Source organism: Metapseudomonas otitidis (assembly GCF_900111835.1).
Classification (GTDB): Bacteria; Pseudomonadota; Gammaproteobacteria; order Pseudomonadales; family Pseudomonadaceae; genus Metapseudomonas; species Metapseudomonas otitidis.
Map to the genome: position 1 here is coordinate 217,182 of NZ_FOJP01000001.1, position 15,857 is coordinate 233,038.

General features: G+C 69.5%; 15 protein-coding genes. 6 read left to right on the forward strand and 9 right to left on the reverse strand.

Going from position 1 to position 15,857, the window contains the following annotated elements; translation table 11 throughout:
- Nucleotides 1-3 precede the first annotated feature (3 nt).
- Genes lgt through BM198_RS01080 form a run of 3 tightly spaced genes read left to right on the forward strand, consistent with a single transcriptional unit; the run spans nt 4 to nt 2,648 of the window.
- The gene (gene lgt / locus BM198_RS01070) at nt 4-807 is read left to right on the forward strand and encodes a prolipoprotein diacylglyceryl transferase (protein WP_044402306.1); all 804 of its coding nucleotides are present in this window, start codon (nt 4-6) and stop codon (nt 805-807) included.
- Entirely contained in the window at nt 804-1,598 is a 795-nt protein-coding gene (locus BM198_RS01075; protein WP_044402308.1) for a thymidylate synthase, read from the forward strand. The genes lgt and BM198_RS01075 overlap by 4 nt, the downstream gene beginning before the upstream one ends.
- 51 nt (nt 1,599-1,649) lie before the next feature.
- Nucleotides 1,650-2,648, forward strand: coding sequence for a ribonuclease T2 family protein (locus BM198_RS01080; RefSeq protein ID WP_074967137.1), 999 nt, complete (start codon nt 1,650-1,652; stop codon nt 2,646-2,648).
- Between the two features lie 18 nt (nt 2,649-2,666).
- Here BM198_RS01080 and BM198_RS01085 read toward each other — a convergent pair whose 3' ends face one another.
- The 3 genes from BM198_RS01085 to BM198_RS01095 all read right to left on the reverse strand — a co-directional run bounded on the left by BM198_RS01085 (nt 2,667) and on the right by BM198_RS01095 (nt 6,665).
- Nucleotides 2,667-4,037 carry a GTPase/DUF3482 domain-containing protein gene (locus BM198_RS01085; protein WP_074967139.1) on the reverse strand — a complete coding sequence of 457 codons (1,371 nt, stop codon included), beginning with the start codon at nt 4,035-4,037 and terminating at the stop codon, nt 2,667-2,669.
- Nucleotides 4,030-5,418 carry a DUF2868 domain-containing protein gene (locus tag BM198_RS01090; RefSeq protein ID WP_074967141.1) on the reverse strand — a complete coding sequence of 463 codons (1,389 nt, stop codon included), beginning with the start codon at nt 5,416-5,418 and terminating at the stop codon, nt 4,030-4,032. The genes BM198_RS01085 and BM198_RS01090 overlap by 8 nt, the downstream gene beginning before the upstream one ends.
- Nucleotides 5,419-5,513: 95 nt before the next feature.
- Nucleotides 5,514-6,665: a glycerophosphodiester phosphodiesterase gene (locus BM198_RS01095; RefSeq protein ID WP_074967143.1), complete on the reverse strand. Its 1,152-nt coding sequence runs from the start codon at nt 6,663-6,665 to the stop codon at nt 5,514-5,516.
- A gap of 159 nt (nt 6,666-6,824) precedes the next feature.
- Here BM198_RS01095 and BM198_RS01100 point away from each other — a divergent pair, with 159 nt between their 5' ends.
- On the forward strand, nt 6,825-7,337 hold the full coding sequence (locus BM198_RS01100) for a dihydrofolate reductase (RefSeq protein WP_139233538.1): 513 nt from the start codon (nt 6,825-6,827) through the stop codon (nt 7,335-7,337).
- Between the two features lie 87 nt (nt 7,338-7,424).
- Here BM198_RS01100 and BM198_RS01105 read toward each other — a convergent pair whose 3' ends face one another.
- The 6 genes from BM198_RS01105 to BM198_RS01130 all read right to left on the reverse strand — a co-directional run bounded on the left by BM198_RS01105 (nt 7,425) and on the right by BM198_RS01130 (nt 13,991).
- Entirely contained in the window at nt 7,425-7,889 is a 465-nt protein-coding gene (locus tag BM198_RS01105; RefSeq protein WP_139233539.1) for a metallophosphoesterase family protein, read from the reverse strand.
- Nucleotides 7,890-7,926: 37 nt separating this feature from the next.
- Nucleotides 7,927-9,306: a uracil-xanthine permease family protein gene (locus tag BM198_RS01110; protein WP_074967145.1), complete on the reverse strand. Its 1,380-nt coding sequence runs from the start codon at nt 9,304-9,306 to the stop codon at nt 7,927-7,929.
- 248 nt (nt 9,307-9,554) lie between these two features.
- Nucleotides 9,555-9,896 carry a hypothetical protein gene (locus tag BM198_RS01115; protein ID WP_139233540.1) on the reverse strand — a complete coding sequence of 114 codons (342 nt, stop codon included), beginning with the start codon at nt 9,894-9,896 and terminating at the stop codon, nt 9,555-9,557.
- A gap of 82 nt (nt 9,897-9,978) precedes the next feature.
- Complete coding sequence (gene ilvD, locus BM198_RS01120; protein WP_074967147.1) at nt 9,979-11,820, reverse strand: dihydroxy-acid dehydratase; 1,842 nt, start codon at nt 11,818-11,820, stop codon at nt 9,979-9,981.
- Nucleotides 11,821-12,180: 360 nt separating this feature from the next.
- Nucleotides 12,181-13,377 carry a class I SAM-dependent rRNA methyltransferase gene (locus BM198_RS01125; protein ID WP_074967150.1) on the reverse strand — a complete coding sequence of 399 codons (1,197 nt, stop codon included), beginning with the start codon at nt 13,375-13,377 and terminating at the stop codon, nt 12,181-12,183.
- A gap of 74 nt (nt 13,378-13,451) precedes the next feature.
- Nucleotides 13,452-13,991, reverse strand: a complete 540-nt coding sequence (locus BM198_RS01130) for a type 1 glutamine amidotransferase domain-containing protein (RefSeq protein ID WP_074967152.1) — start codon at nt 13,989-13,991, stop codon at nt 13,452-13,454.
- A gap of 139 nt (nt 13,992-14,130) precedes the next feature.
- Between BM198_RS01130 and BM198_RS01135 the strand changes: the two genes are divergently transcribed.
- Together BM198_RS01135 and mutM are read left to right on the forward strand one after the other, a co-directional pair.
- The gene (locus tag BM198_RS01135; protein ID WP_074967154.1) at nt 14,131-14,997 is read left to right on the forward strand and encodes an HDOD domain-containing protein; all 867 of its coding nucleotides are present in this window, start codon (nt 14,131-14,133) and stop codon (nt 14,995-14,997) included.
- A gap of 30 nt (nt 14,998-15,027) precedes the next feature.
- Nucleotides 15,028-15,840, forward strand: coding sequence for a bifunctional DNA-formamidopyrimidine glycosylase/DNA-(apurinic or apyrimidinic site) lyase (gene mutM, locus BM198_RS01140; protein ID WP_074967157.1), 813 nt, complete (start codon nt 15,028-15,030; stop codon nt 15,838-15,840).
- Nucleotides 15,841-15,857 lie beyond the last annotated feature (17 nt).

Sequence of the window (15,857 nt, forward strand, 5' to 3'; positions counted from 1 at the left end):
GTGATGCTGGCTTATCCCCAGATCGATCCGGTGGCGTTCAGCCTCGGACCCCTGAAAATCCACTGGTACGGGCTCATGTACCTGATCGGCATCGGCGGTGCCTGGTTGCTGGCCTCGCGCCGGCTGGAGCGCTTCGACCCGACCTGGACCAAGGAGAAGCTCTCCGACCTGGTGTTCTGGGTCGCCCTCGGGGTGATCGCCGGCGGGCGCCTGGGCTACGTGCTGTTCTACGACCTGCCCGCCTACCTGGCCAACCCGCTGCTGATCCTCGAAGTCTGGAAAGGCGGCATGTCCTTCCACGGCGGCCTGATCGGCGTGATGCTCGCCACCCTCTGGTTCGGCAAGCGCAACAACAAGAGCTTCTTCCAGCTCATGGACTTCATCGCGCCGCTGGTGCCCATCGGCCTCGGCGCCGGGCGCATCGGCAACTTCATCAACGCCGAGCTGTGGGGCAAGGCCAGCGACGTGCCCTGGGCGATGATCTTCCCCACCGACCCGGCGCACCTGCCGCGCCACCCGTCGCAGCTCTACCAGTTCGCCCTGGAAGGCGTCGCGCTGTTCGTCATCCTCTGGTTCTACTCGCGCAAGCCGCGCCCGACCATGGCGGTTTCCGGGATGTTCGCGTTGTTCTACGGCATCTTCCGCTTCGCCGTGGAGTTCGTCCGCGTACCGGACGCTCAGCTCGGCTACCTGGCCTTCGGCTGGGTCACCATGGGCCAGATCCTCTGCCTGCCGATGATCATCGGCGGCCTCGCACTGATCGTCTGGGCGCACCGTCGTGAAGCCGCCCAAGGAGTCACCCCGTGAAGCAGTACCTCGACCTGATGCGCCTGGTGCGCGAAACCGGCACCTTCAAGAGCGACCGCACCGGCACCGGCACCTACAGCGTGTTCGGCCACCAGATGCGCTTCGACCTGGCCGAGGGCTTCCCCCTGGTGACCACCAAGAAGTGCCACCTGAAGTCCATCATCCACGAGCTGCTGTGGTTCCTGCAGGGCGACACCAACATCCGCTACCTCAAGGAAAACGGCGTCTCCATCTGGGACGAGTGGGCCGACGAGAACGGCGACCTGGGCCCGGTCTACGGCTACCAGTGGCGCAGCTGGCCGGCGCCCAACGGCGAATCCATCGACCAGATCGCCAAGCTGATCGAGATGATCCGCAAGAACCCCGACTCGCGCCGCCTGATCGTCTCCGCCTGGAACCCGGCCCTGGTGGACCAGATGGCCCTGCCGCCCTGCCACGCGCTGTTCCAGTTCTACGTGGCCGACGGCAAGCTCAGCTGCCAGCTGTACCAGCGCTCGGCGGACATCTTCCTCGGCGTGCCCTTCAACATCGCCAGCTACGCCCTGCTGACCCTGATGGTGGCTCAGGTCTGCGACCTGGCCCCCGGCGAGTTCATCTGGACCGGCGGCGACTGCCACCTGTACGCCAACCACATCGAGCAGACCGACCTGCAGCTCACCCGCGAGCCGCTGCCGCTGCCCACCATGAAGCTCAACCCCGAGGTGAAGGACCTGTTCGCCTTCAAGTTCGAGGACTTCGAACTGGTCGGCTACCAGGCCCACCCGCACATCAAGGCCCCGGTCGCCGTCTGACCCCCCGGCCGGGGCGCCCGCCCCGGCCCGCCTGCACCAGGACAGCCCGCCATGAACGCCCCGCTCGCCGCCCTGCTCACCGGTCTCGTCGGCCTCTGGACCCTCGCCGCCCATGCCGAGCCCGCCCAGGGCGGCTTCGTCGCCTCGCAGCGTTGCGAGGCCTACCAGTCGATCCGCAAGCGCAGCAACCCCGATGGCGCCACCCTGCAACCGGGGCAGCGCTACCGGGTGGTGGAGGTCAACAAGCGGGACTACGACTGGCTGCGGGTGCGCCTGCCGGACAACGCCACGCCGCTGCGCTGGGTGCCGGTCGGCTGTGGCCAGGTGGAAGACCTCAGCCTTGGCGCCCGCCAGGGCAGCGGAAATGCCGCCCAGGGCGAGGCCTGCAACCTGCCGGGCCAGCACGACGGCTACGTCCTTGCCGCCACCTGGCAGCCCGGCTTCTGCGAGCACGTCGCCTACAAGGGGCGCAAGCCGGAGTGCGACGCCCTGGCCAGCGGTGACCTGCAACTGAACCACCTCACCCTCCACGGCCTCTGGCCCAACCGCCAGGCCTGCGGCACCCGCTACGGGCACTGCGCAGGGCCGGCGCTGGTGCTGGACGAAAGCACCCGCGCGACCCTGCGGCCGTGGATGCCCAACGTCGGCTACGGCGACGACTTCAGCCGCTACCAGTGGGAGAAGCACGGCACCTGCCAGACCGACATGGACGCCAACGCCTACTTCCGCCGCGCCGCCGAGCTGGTGGCCCAGCTGGATGCCACCCGCGCCGGGCAGTACATCGCCAGCAACGTCGGCGGCGCCATCTCCCAGGCCGCGTTCTACCAGAAGGTCAGTGAGGAGTTCGGCAACCCCCGGGCCGGCAACAACTTCCTGCTGGTGTGCACCCAGGGTGGCTATCTGCAGGAGGTGCGGGTGAGCCTGCCCCGCGCGCTCAAACCCGCCGACAGCCTGGTGGGAGTGATGGATGGCCAGTTCGCCGAGCGCCGTCCCGGTGACCGCAATGCCTGCCGGGACGATCGCGTTTTCATCGAGGCCCCGGGCCTCTAGCCGCCCACGCCAACGTTCTTAAGCGGCCAGTTCGGCTGCCAGGCGCTCCAGCTCGGCCTGGCGCTCGGCCTGCTCCAGCTCCGCGCCGGGGTTCAACGAGGACCATTCCGGGTGGGCCCGCGCCTTGCCCAGGGCGGCAGGCAGCTTGCCCTGGCGCCATTGCTCGTCCGCCGGCGCGTCCACGCGGATCGCTTCGAACGCCGCATGGCCGCGCAGCTCCAGTGCCCGCAGCAACTCCATCTGGCGCAGCGCCAGGAGCCGCAGGATGCCGTCGTCCACCGTCAGCTCGCGGTGCCCGCGCAGCTTGCCCAGCAGGCGCTGGCCGTAATGCCCGACCGTCTGCCAGGCGCCGCCGGCCAGTGCGCCGATGGCGGCCGCAGCCCCCAGGGTCAGCCCGCCCACCAGCAGGTCCACCCCGGCACCGGCCGCCGCGCCTGCGGCCACGCCGCTGCCCAGGCGCACGCCGAGCTGGCGCAAGGTTTCCGGGTTGAACAGGTCATCACCCCAGCGCCCGTCCAGCAGCGGCAGGTCGCTGGCGGCGGCATCCTCGCGGCTGAAGGCGTACAGCCGCAGCAGGGCTTCCACGCAACGCTGCTCGCGCTGGCGCACCTGCTGGCGCAAGGCTTCGGTTGCGGCCTGCAGGGCCTCGGCCTCGGTGGCCACGCTGCGGCGGCAGGCCGCCACGTCCAGCAGCAGCTCGGCCACCAGGCGCTCACCGGCCTGGCGGCGCAGCTGGCGCTGGGCCTGCTGGTCGTCCACCAGCCGCTGCAGTTGCGGGCGGCCCCGCTCCAGCAGCAGGGCCAGGCTGTCGTAGAGGCGCGGCTCGCCGTCCAGCGGCGGCGCCACGCTGTCGAAGCGCACCAGGGCGTGCAGGCCCAGCCGGGCCAGGGCCTCGCGCCAGGGCTCGCCACGCTGGTCATGGCCGGCCACGAAGTTCAGCACCGGCAGCAGCGGCCGGCCGCACATGGCCAGCACCGCCAGCTCGTCGCGGTACTTGGCCAGCACCGGCTCGCGGGCGTCGATGACGTACAGGCCGGCGTCGGAGGCCATCAGCTGGCGCAGCACCTTGGCTTCCTGCTCGAAGCGCTGGCGCGCCTCGGCGCTGTCGAGGAAGCGCGCCAGGCGGGCCGGGCCGTCCAGCCGCTCGCCGGGCCGGTCTAGGCGCTCCAGGTAGTCCAGCAGGGCGATGGCGTCCTCCAGGCCGGGGGTGTCGTACAGCTCCAGCAGTGGCTGACCGTCGACGGACAGCCGCGCGCCCTCGACATGGCGGGTGGTGCTGGGGCGGTGGGAGACCTCGCCGAAGCTGCGGTCCCGCAGCAGGGTGCGCAGCAGCGAGGTCTTGCCGACGTTGGTGTGGCCGACCACGGCCAGGCGCAGGGGCTCAGTCATGGCCGTGCTCCAGCCAGTGGAAGGGGGCGCTGTCGGCGTGGCGCAGGCCCTGGCGGTCGAGGGCCTGGTGCCATTCCTCCAGGCGCCGGCTGTCCAGCGCCTCGCCGGCCGGGGCCGGCAGCAGCCAGACCCGGGCCTCGACGGTGCTGCGCGCCAGTTCGCCGATCAGCGCCAGGGTGCCCCGGTCCGGCGAGCGGCGCGGGTCGCAGGCGATCGCCAGGCGCTGGGGCGGGAAGCGGCTGAGCTGGTCCAGCAGGCGCTGGCGCTGCTCGCGGCTGTCCAGCACCCCGGCGTCGCCCACGCCCTTGGGCAGCGCGGGCGGCCAGGGGCGGCTGTCGTCCAGTTCGATCCCCACCAGCAGGGCACCCGCCCCTTCGAAGGGCAGTGCGGCCTCGGCCATCGGCCCTTGGGGGCCGGGGTCTGCGTCCACCACGCCCAGGCGTTGGCTGGCCGGGTTGAGGCGTTCGCGCAGCAGGGCATAGCCGGGCAGGCCGGGCTCAACAACCAGCCCGGCGCGGCCACGGCTCCAGCGCCACAGGCACAGCAGCATCAGGCCCAGGCGCGGCAGCAGGCCGTAGACCAGGGTGACCCCCAGCAGCCAGCCGGACCAGGCCTGGCGGGGCGCGGCGTCGGCGAGCATGTCGCTGCTGGCGCGGATGGTGTCGCTGTCCGGCAGGCTGAAGCCGAGCAGCGCCGGCAGGGCGCCGAGGCCCTGGGTGAGGGCGACGAAGGTGTCGCTGCCAAGCAGTGTGGTTTCCCAGACGAAGCCATAGCGGCGGGTGGAAAGCAGGGCCAGCAGGGTCAGCAGCGCGGTGCCCAGCACCAGCGTCCAGAAACCGTGGACCAGCACGCCCAGGCCCCAGCGCGTCAGGCGGCGGCGTTGCAGCATCACCAGCAGCGCCGGGCCCAGCTGGGCGGCCGCGGCGTCCCGCGAGAGGCGTGCGCACAGCCACCACCACAGGCGGCCGAGGGCGCTGGCGTGGCCGCCGGCCAGGAGGCCCAGGCTCCAGCCCAGCAGGGTCAGCAGGTGCAGGCCGAGCAGCCCGCCCAGGGCCCAGAACACGTTGACCGGGCGCTGCCCGTCGCCCAGGGCCGCTGCCGCCAGGGTGGCGCCGCTGGCCAGGGCCAGCAGCACCAGGGCCCAGGCCGCCAGGCGGGCGCCTTGCAGCCAGTGGACGAGGGCGCCGAGCTGGCCGTCGCGCTGGGCGAGGAACAGTGCGCGGGCCTGGATGCGCTGGGCGAGGTCGCCCCCGCCGGCGTTGGCGCGGCGGTTGGCTTCGCTGTCCTCCAGCGGGCCGGCGTGCTCTTCGCGCAGGCGGATCGCTTCGGTGAGCCAGAGGCGTTGCAGATCGGTGAGGGTGGGGTTCGCGGAGTCGGTCACGCGGCTTCTCTTCCCATGGGACGAGGCAGAAGCATAACCGCTGACGCCAGGGGTGGTGCAGCGGGCGGCCGGTGGACCGCCCGCCTGTGGGCGCGCTACGGCGCCGCGCGCGCGTCGCGGACCTGCACGGCCACGTCCGGCTGGTCGATGAACAGCCCGTCGATGCCGGCGTCGAGGAAGGCGCGGATCTCCGCCTGGATGTCGCCCCGTGCCTGCGGGTCACTGCCCTGGCGCAGGTTGGTGGGCAGGAAGGCGTTCTCCGCGCGGAAGGTGTAGGGGTGCACCTTGAGGCCCGCCGCATGGGCGTCGGCGACGAAGCGGGTGGGCTGGCCCAGGTTGCCGGCGGCATCGCGGGGGATGATATAGCCCTTCTCCGGCCCGACCCCGGCGGCGTAGCGGGCGACGGTGCGCAGCCCTTCGGGGCTGGCCATCCGCGCATAGGTCAGGCCGGTGCCCAGCACCTGTTGGTCGTAGGGCTGCCCGCTGCCATACAGCTGCACCAGGCGCAGGCTGCTCTGACGGGCGATGCGCTGCAGGTTGTCCACCTCGAAGGACTGGATGTACACCGGCGCGCGGCGGTCGGTGTAGCCGTTGCGTTGCAGGGTGCGCAGCAGCGGCCTCTCCATGGCCAGGCCGAGCTGCTGGAAGTGGGTGGGGTGCTTGGTCTCGATGTACAGGCCGATGCGGCGCTGCTGGCTGAGCTGGAGGCTTTTCACCAGGTCGATGATCTCCTGCAGGGTGGGGATCTCGAAGGCGCCGTCCAGCCGCGCATTGCCGGGGCGCACCTGGGGGATGCGCTCGATGGCGCGCAGGGTCTTCAGCTCGGCCAGGGTGAAATCCTCGCTGAACCAGCCGGTGAGCGGCACGCCGTCGACGCTCTGGGTGCGCTTGCGGTCGGCGAACTCGGGGTGGCGGCTGACGTCGGTGGTCAGCCCCAGCTCGTTGTCGTGGCGGGCCACCAGGTGGCCGTCGCGGGTCATCACCAGGTCCGGCTCCACGTAGTCGGCACCTTGCAGGGCGGCCAGGGCGTAGGACGCCAGGGTGTGCTCCGGCACGTAGCCGCTGGCGCCGCGATGGCCGATCACCAGGGGCTGGCCCTCGGCGCGCGCCGGGGCGCGGGTGGCCTGGGGCTGCTGGGTGGCCCAGTCGAGGGCGGATTGCACCGGGTCCGGTGCGGCGAAGGTGCAGAGGGGCAACGTCAGGCTGCAGGCCGCCAGCCAATGCCGCAGGGTCGGGGTGGATGCCATGGGGCGTCTCCTTGCGGTAGGGAAGCGCAAGCCTGCGGCAGGATAGATGACGGTTTGTCGTGCGCCGTCCGGGCATCTGTTGCCGGGCGTGACACCGTTGGCGGCGACAGAAGGAAAGGCCGGCTGGCGGTGGCCATGGCCTCTGGTATTCTCGCCGCCATGAAAAAGACCCTCCCCCTCGCCCTCATCGCCGCCCAGGCCCGCAACCGGGTCATCGGCCGCGACAACCAACTGCCCTGGCACCTGCCGGCGGACCTCAAGCACTTCAAAGCCCTGACCCTGGGCAAGCCCATCATCATGGGCCGCAAGACCTGGGACTCCCTGGGCCGCCCGCTGCCGGGGCGCCTGAACCTGGTGGTCAGCCGCCAGGCCGGCCTGCAGCTGGAGGGCGCCGAGGTGTTCGCCAGCCTGGAAGAGGCCGTGGCCCGCGCCGAGGTGTGGGCCCGCGAGGAGGACGCCGAGGAAGTGATGCTGATCGGCGGCGCCCAGCTCTACGCCCAGGGCCTGGCCCATGGCGACCGCCTGTACCTGACCCAGGTGGAGCTGGAGCCGGAAGGCGATGCCTTCTTCCCCGAGGTGCCCACCGCCGACTGGCACCTGGCTTCCAGCATCGAGTACCCCGTCAGCGACACCACCCCCGCCTACGCCTTCCAGGTGTGGGAGCGGCGCTGAGCCGGTTGGCACAGCGCGGGTGGACGTAAGAAACGACGTCCACCCCATGCCCGGATCGGCCCTTTAGGCGGGCCGGGCGCCCCCCGTTCAGATGTCCAGCTCGCGCAGTTCCGCGCGGACTCGCCCGTCCTCGATCAGCAGCGACCCCACCGCTATCGGCAGCTTGAAGCGCCGGGGCCCGGCGCTGCCCGGGTTGATGTGGAGGATGCCGTCGCGCTGGGTGATCAGCGGCTTGTGGGAGTGGCCGGTGACGATGGCGTCGACGCCGCGCGTGGCGAGGTCGGCGGGGATATCGGCCTGGTCGTGGACCAGGTAGAGGTGGACCCCACCCAACTGCAGGCTGAGGTCGTGGGGGATGGCCTGGGCCCAGTCCTGGGTGTCGTTGTTGCCGCGCACCACGCTGAGGGGCGCGAGCTGGCGCAGGGCGTCGAGGATCTCGGGTTTGCCGATGTCACCTGCGTGGAGGATGTGGTCGCAGCCTTCCAGGGCCGCCAGGGCCTGGGGCCTCAGCAGGCCGTGGGTGTCGGCGATCAGGCCGATGCGCAGGGTCATGGAAGGGGCCTCGTGGGGGAACGAGGCCCATTCTGCCTCACGCGGCGGAGCGCGGGGTTTCCGGCAGGAACCAGTTCAGCACCAGGGCGCACAGGCCGCCGGTGGCCACGCCGGACTCCAGCACGTTGCGCACCGCTGCCGGCATGTGGGCGAGGAACTCCGGCACCTGGGACACCCCCAGGCCCAGGGCCAGGGACACGGCGATGATCAGCAGGGCGCGGCGGTCCAGCTCGATGCCGGCGAGGATGTTGATGCCCGAGGCGGCCACGGCGCCGAACATCACCATCACGGCGCCGCCGAGCACCGGTTCGGGCATGGCCTGGAGCACGCCGGCCACGGCCGGGAACAGGCCCAGCAGGATCAGCATCAGGGCGATCCAGCCGCCGATGTGACGGCTGGCGATGCCGGTGAGCTGGATCACCCCGTTGTTCTGGGCGAACACCGAGCTGGGGAAGGTATTGAGCACGCCGGCCAGCAGGGAGTTGGCGCCGTTGACCAGCACGCCGCCCTTGATCCTTTGCATCCACAGCGGGCCTTCCACCGGTTGGCGGGAGACCTTGCTGGTAGCGGTGACGTCGCCGATGGCTTCCAGGGAGGTCACCAGGTAGATGACCAGCATCGGCACGAACAGCGACCAGGAGAAGCCGAGGCCGAAGTGCAGCGGGGTCGGCACCTGGATCAGCGGCGCCTCGTGTATGCCGCTGAAGTCCAGGCGGCCCAGGGCGCCGGCCAGGGCGTAGCCCACCAGCAGGGCGATGACGATGGCGCAGCTGCGCATCCACACCACCGGGATGCGGTTGAGCACCAGGATCACCGCCAGCACGGTGCCGGAGAGCAGCAGGTTCTCGCCGTTGGCGAAGGTGCCGTTGGCCATGGCGCCGAAGCCGCCGCCCATGCTGATGAGGCCGACCTTGATCAGGGTGAGGCCGATCATCAGCACCACGATGCCGGTCACCAGCGGGCTGATCAGGCGCTTGATGAACGGCAGGATGCGCGACACGCCCATCTCGATGAAGGCGCCGGCCATGACCACGCCGAAGATCGCCGCCATCACCGCTTCCACCGGGGTGCCCTGCTTGACCATCAGCGCGCCGCCGGCGATCAGCGGGCCGACGAAGTTGAAGCTGGTGCCCTGGACGATCAGCAGCCCGGCACCGAAGGGGCCGAAGCGGCGGCACTGCACGTAGGTGGCGATGCCGGAGACCACCAGGGACATGGAGACGATGAGGTTGGTGTCGCGGGCCGACACGCCCAGCGCCTGGCAGATCAGCAGGCCGGGGGTGACGATGGGGACGATGATCGCCAGCAGGTGCTGCAGGGCTGCCAGGATGGTCGCCAGCGGGCGCGGCTTGTCCTCCAGGCCGTAGACCAGTTCGTTGCGGGACTCGGGGGCGGAGGGGTTTTCCAGTGAGGTCATGGTGGGGGCGGCCGGCGAAAAAGCGGCGATTCTACCTGAATGGCCGGGGGCGGCGAGGGGCGTCGGTCAGCTGTCGGGTTGGTGCCTTTCCAAGGCGTTGAGCGCTTCGTAGGAGCGAGCTCTGCTCGCGAATCGCCTGCTGATGATGCGTTTGTGTAGGGGCGAATTGATTCGCCCGCTTCGGGTCGGGCATGGGGCCGCTGCACGGCCTTGGGCGACTGAAGTCGCCCCTACATGACAGGTGCACCCTACGGAGCACTGAAGGCGCGAATGATCAGGCTCGTTTCGCGGTTATCGGTGGAGCGTTGGCACCGGTCCAGTGCATCGATCATGCGTTGTAGCGTGGGCTGTGGGTCTATGCCGAGTTCGGCCAGGGCGTCGAGCTCGTCGAAGTCTTCCAGAACCTCCATCAACTCCGTGCTGATAGAGGTGGTTGCCAGGGCGTTGCGCAATACAGGGCGGCCCAGGGACCAGATTCCGGTCTCCGCAGTCAGGGCGCCGCTCTTGATGCCTTCGAGAATTCCTCTCGCAAGCGAGGCGATGTAGAACTCGACGGCGTTCTCTTCGAATTCGAGCTTCAGGTTCTGCATGAGGTCCGGCAGGCTCCTGATGAACAGCAATGGGAATAAAAAGCCCGGCACGAGGCCGGGCTTTTCCGTTCGCAGGCAGCGCTTACAGGTCTTCCAGCATCGCCTTGTTGCGCACGGCGCCCTTGTCGGCGCTGGTGGCCAGCAGGGCGTAGGCCTTGAGGGCGGTGGAGACCTTGCGGGCGCGGGGCTGCGCGGGTTTCCAGCCTTTCTTGTCCTGCTCGACGCGGCGGGCGGCCAGCTCTTCATCGGACACCAGCAGGTTGATGCTGCGGTTGGGGATGTCGATCAGCACCTTGTCGCCGTCCTTCACCAGGCCGATGGCGCCACCGGCGGCGGCTTCAGGGGAAGCGTGGCCGATGGACAGGCCCGAGGTGCCGCCGGAGAAGCGGCCGTCGGTGAGCAGGGCGCACTGCTTGCCCAGGCCCTTGGACTTCAGGTAGCTGGTGGGGTACAGCATTTCCTGCATGCCCGGGCCGCCTTTCGGGCCTTCGTAGCGGATGATGACGATGTCACCCGGCTTCACTTCGTCAGCGAGGATGCCCTTCACGGCGCCGTCCTGGCTTTCGAAGATCTTCGCGGTGCCTTCGAACACATGGATGGACTCGTCCACGCCGGCAGTCTTCACCACGCAGCCGTCCAGGGCGATGTTGCCGTAGAGCACGGCCAGGCCGCCCTCCTGGGAGTAGGCATGCTCGACGGAGCGGATGCAGCCGTTGGCGCGGTCGTCGTCCAGGCTGTCCCAGCGGGTGCTCTGGCTGAAGGCGACCTGGGTCGGGATGCCGGCCGGGCCTGCCTTGAAGAAGGTGTGCACGGCTTCGTCGTTGGTCTGGGTGATGTCCCAATGGGCGATGGCGTCGGCCATGCTCGGGCTGTGCACGGTGGGCACGTCGGTGTGCAGCAGGCCGCCACGGGCCAGCTCGCCGAGGATGCTGAAGATGCCGCCGGCACGGTGCACGTCTTCCATGTGGTACTTCTGGATGTTCGGCGCCACCTTGCACAGCTGCGGCACCTTGCGCGACAGGCGATCGATGTCGCGCAGGTCGAAGGCCACTTCCGCCTCCTGGGCGGCGGCCAGCAGGTGCAGGATGGTATTGGTGGAGCCGCCCATGGCGATGTCCAGGGTCATGGCGTTCTCGAACGCCTTGAAGTTGGCGATGTTGCGCGGCAGCACGGAGGCGTCGCCTTCGCCGTAGTAGCGCTGGCACAGCTCGACGGCCAGGCGGCCGGCACGCAGGAATAGCTGCTCGCGGTCGCTGTGGGTGGCCAGGGTGGAGCCGTTGCCCGGCAGCGACAGGCCCAGGGCCTCGGTCAGGCAGTTCATTGAGTTGGCGGTGAACATGCCGGAGCAGGAACCGCAGGTGGGGCAGGCGCTGCGCTCGTACTCGGCGACCTTCTCGTCGGAGCAGGAGTCGTCGGCGGCCACCACCATGGCGTCCACCAGGTCCAGGCCGTGGTTGGCCAGCTTGGTCTTGCCGGCTTCCATCGGGCCGCCGGAGACGAACACCACGGGGATGTTCAGGCGCAGGGCGGCCATCAGCATGCCGGGGGTGATCTTGTCGCAGTTGCTGATGCAGACGATGGCATCGGCGCAGTGGGCGTTGACCATGTACTCCACGGAGTCGGCGATGATCTCGCGGCTCGGCAGGGAATAGAGCATGCCGTCGTGGCCCATGGCGATGCCGTCGTCCACAGCGATGGTGTTGAATTCCTTGGCCACACCGCCGTGCTTCTCGATCTCGCGGGCGACCAGCTGGCCCAGGTCCTTCAGGTGCACGTGGCCGGGCACGAACTGGGTGAAGGAGTTGGCGATGGCGATGATCGGTTTCTTGAAGTCTTCGTCCTTCATCCCGGTGGCGCGCCAGAGGGCGCGGGCGCCGGCCATGTTGCGGCCGTGGGTGGAGGTCTTCGAGCGGTAATCGGGCATTTCGGTGTCCTGCAGGCTGATCAGGTAATGGTCGTGTCGTGAGCGTGAAGGTGCCGGTGGAGAGGGGATGTACCCGTCGTGTCCGGAGATGGCGTGAGGGCGCTGCGGGATCACCGTGCGCTCGGCCGGGGCTCACTGGCCCGCCTGAGGGTGTGGCAGGGGGAGTCGGGATTCTAATCCCAGGCAGGCGCCGGGCGGAAGGCCGGCGCGACCGGTGCTCAGGGCTGCCGGCGACAGGCCTGCATCAGCGCGTCGGCACTGTGCTGCGGCCAAGGCCGGGTTGCCCGTGCCGGGCGCCGTGGACCCACAGGTCCGGGCCGTCGGCGCTGCCGAAGGCCCGGACCTGCGGGGTGGTCATGCTCAGCTGTTGGGCAGCAGGCGGACGGTGAGGCTCTTGATGTAGCGGGTTTCGACGATGGCCGGGTGCACTGGGTGGTCCGGGCCCTGGCCGCCGCGCTCCAGCAGCTGGATGTTGCGGTCCAGGTGGCGGGCGCTGCCGAGCAGGATGTTTTGCAGGTCGTCCTCGGGCAGGTGCATGGAGCAGGAGGCGCTGACCAGGATGCCGTCCTTGTTCAGCAGGCGCATGGCCTGTTCGTTGAGGCGGCGGTAGGCGGCCTCGCCGTTCTTCAGGTCCTTCTTGCGCTTGATGAAGGCCGGCGGGTCGGCCACCACCACGTCGAAGCGCTCTTCGGCGGCCTTCAGCTCCTTCAGGGCTTCGAACACGTCGCCTTCCACGCAGGTGACCTTCTCGGCCACGCCGTTGAGGGTGGCGTTGCGCTCGACGCCGTCGAGGGCGAAGCCGGAGGCGTCGACGCAGAACACTTCACTGGCGCCGAAGGCCGCGGCCTGCACGCCCCAGCCGCCGATGTAGCTGAACAGGTCGAGCACGCGCTTGCCTTCCACGTAGGGGGCCAGGCGGGCGCGGTTCATGCGGTGGTCGTAGAACCAGCCGGTCTTCTGGCCTTCCAGCACCGGGGCTTCGAACTTCACGCCGTTCTCTTCCAGGGCGACCCACTCGGGCACCACGCCGAAGGCGGTGTCCACGTAGCGCTCCAGGCCTTCGGCATCACGGGCGGCGGAGTCGTTCTTCCACAGCACGCCACGGGGCTTGAGCACCTGCACCAGGGCATCCAGTACGGCGTCCTTGTTGCGCTCCATGGCGGCGGAGGCCAGCTGCACCACGAGGTGGTCGCCGAAGCGGTCCACCACCAGGCCGGGGAGCAGGTCGGAGTCGCCGTAGACCAGGCGGTAGAAGGGTTTGTCGAACAGGCGCTCGCGCAGGCTCAGTGCGACGTTGAGGCGGTGCACCAGCAGGGACTTGTCCAGCACGTGCTTGACGTCGCGGGAGACCAGGCGGGCGCAGATCAGGTTGTTCGGGCTCAGGGCGACCACGCCCAGGGGCTTGCCGCCGGCGGCTTCGAGGATGGCCTGGTCGCCCGGCTGGAAGGCGTTCAGCGGGGTGGCGACCACGTCCACCTCGTTGCTGTAGACCCACAGGTGGCCGGCGCGCAGGCGTCGATCGGCATTGGCTTTGAGGCGCAGGCTGGGCAGGGACATGGGTCGCTCTCCGGAAAAAAGAGCGGAAGTATACCCGAAGGCGCCCGCCGAGCCTGCTACCGGCGGGCGTCGGCTCAGGCGGCCAGGGCCTCCAGCAGGCGCTGGTTGAAGGCAGGGATGTCGTCGGGCTTGCGGCTGCTGATCAGCCTGCCGTCGACCACCACTTCCTGGTCCACCCAGTGGGCGCCGGCGTTCCTCAGGTCGTCGGTGAGGGACGGCCAGCTGGTGAGGGTCTTGCCCTTCACCAGGTCGGCGCTGGCCAGCAGCCAGGCGCCGTGGCAGATCACCGCGATGGGCTTGTCGGTCCGGGCGGCGTCGCGCACCAGTTCCTGGGCCAGCGGGTCCGTGCGCAGGGTGTCGGCATTGACCACGCCACCGGGCAGGACCAGGGCGTCGTAGTCGTCGATGCGCACGCTGTCGAGGGTGTGGTCGACCCGGAAGCGGTCCGCCGGGGTGGTGTGGTGCCAGCCGGTCACGGTGCCGGCCGTCGGGGCGAGGATGTGGACGGTGGCGCCGGCCTGCTCCAGCGCCTGGCGGGGGCCGGTCAGTTCCACCTGTTCGAAGCCATCGGTAACCAGCAGCGCCACGCGCTTGCCCTTGATCGAGGGGTTCATGCTGCCTCCTGTTCGCGTTGGGGGTATGCAGGTTCCGAGCCGTGGTGCCGCCGGAAAGTTCAGCTCAAAGGAGTGTTCTGGCCATCGCCGGCTAGAGTTAGACTGTCGTCCCGAATTCCCTCCCTTGGTCTCCGTTGTCATGGCCCAAGAACTCTCCGCCGAACAGATCCGCCACTTCCTCCAGGGGATCAGCGTGCCGCCGCAGCCGCAGATCATGGTGGACCTGCAGATGGAACAGGTCATGCCGAACCCGGACCTGCGCACCATCGCCAAGCTCATCAGTCACGACCCGGGGCTCTCCGGGGCGCTGCTGAAGATCGTCAACTCGCCGTTCTACGGGCTCACCAACCGCATCGCCTCGATCCAGCAGGCGGTGAACCTGCTGGGCTGCAACACGGTGATCAACCTGATCAACGCGCAGTCGATCAAGGGCGAGATGACCGACGAGACCATCGTCACCCTCAACCGCTTCTGGGACACCGCCCAGGATGTGGCCATGACCTGCCTGACCCTGGCCAAGCGCATCGGCTACCAGCAGGCGGACGAAGCCTACGCGCTGGGGCTGTTCCACAACTGCGGCATCCCGCTGATGCTCAAGCGCTTCCCGGACTACATGACGGTGCTGGAGGAGGCCTACGCCAGCGCCTGCGACGAGCGCCGCATCGTCGACACCGAGAACCGCCTGCTGAACACCAACCACGCGGTGGTGGGCTATTTCACCGCGCGTTCCTGGCGCCTGCCGGAGCACCTGTGCGAGGCCATCGCCAATCACCACAACGCCCTGGCCATCTTCAGCGACGACTCCGGTCGCGACGCGCCGCTGAAGACCCTGCTGGCGATCCTGAAGATGTCCGAGCACATCTGCTCGTCGCACCTGGTCCTGGGTGGCCAGGCGGACGACCACGAGTGGGACAGCATCCACCGGCTGGTGCTCGACTACGTCGGTCTCTCCGACTACGACTTCGACAACCTCAAGGAAAACATCCGCGAACTGGGCGCCAACTGAGCGCCCTCCCCGCTGTCTGCCGAGATCCACATGCCTGAACTACCCGAAGTCGAAACCACGCGGCGGGGCATCGCCCCCTACCTCGAAGGGCAGCGCGTGAGTCGCGTCGTCGTGCGTGAGCGCCGCCTGCGCTGGCCCATCCCCGAGGACCTGGACGTGCGCCTGTCCGGGCAGCGCTTCGTTGCCGTCGAGCGGCGGGCGAAGTACCTGCTGCTGCAGGCCGAGGCGGGAACGCTGATCAGCCACCTGGGGATGTCCGGCAGCCTGCGCCTGGTGGAAGCCGGGCTGGAGGCCGCGCGCCACGAGCACGTGGACATCGAGCTGGAATCGGGCCTGGCGCTGCGCTACACCGACCCGCGCCGCTTCGGGGCGCTGCTCTGGAGCCTCGACCCCCATGGGCACGAGCTGCTGCGCAACCTGGGGCCGGAGCCGCTGACCGAGGCCTTCGACGGTGACCGGCTGTTCAGCCTGTCCCGCGGACGCAGCATGGCTGTGAAGCCCTTCATCATGGACAACGCGGTGGTGGTGGGCGTGGGCAACATCTACGCCACCGAGGCGCTGTTCGCCGCCGGCATCGACCCGCGCCGGGAGGCCGGCAGCGTGTCCCGCGCCCGCTACCTGAAGCTCGCCGGGGAGATCAAGCGCATCCTCGCCAATGCCATCGAGCGCGGCGGCACCACGCTGCGGGACTTCGTCGGCGGCGATGGCCAGCCCGGCTACTTCCAGCAGGAACTGTTCGCCTACGGGCGTGGCGGGGACTTCTGCAAGGTCTGCGGCTCCACCCTGCGGGAGGTCAGGCTGGGCCAGCGCGCCAGCGTCTACTGCCCCCGCTGCCAGCGCTAGGGGCTGCTACCGACACC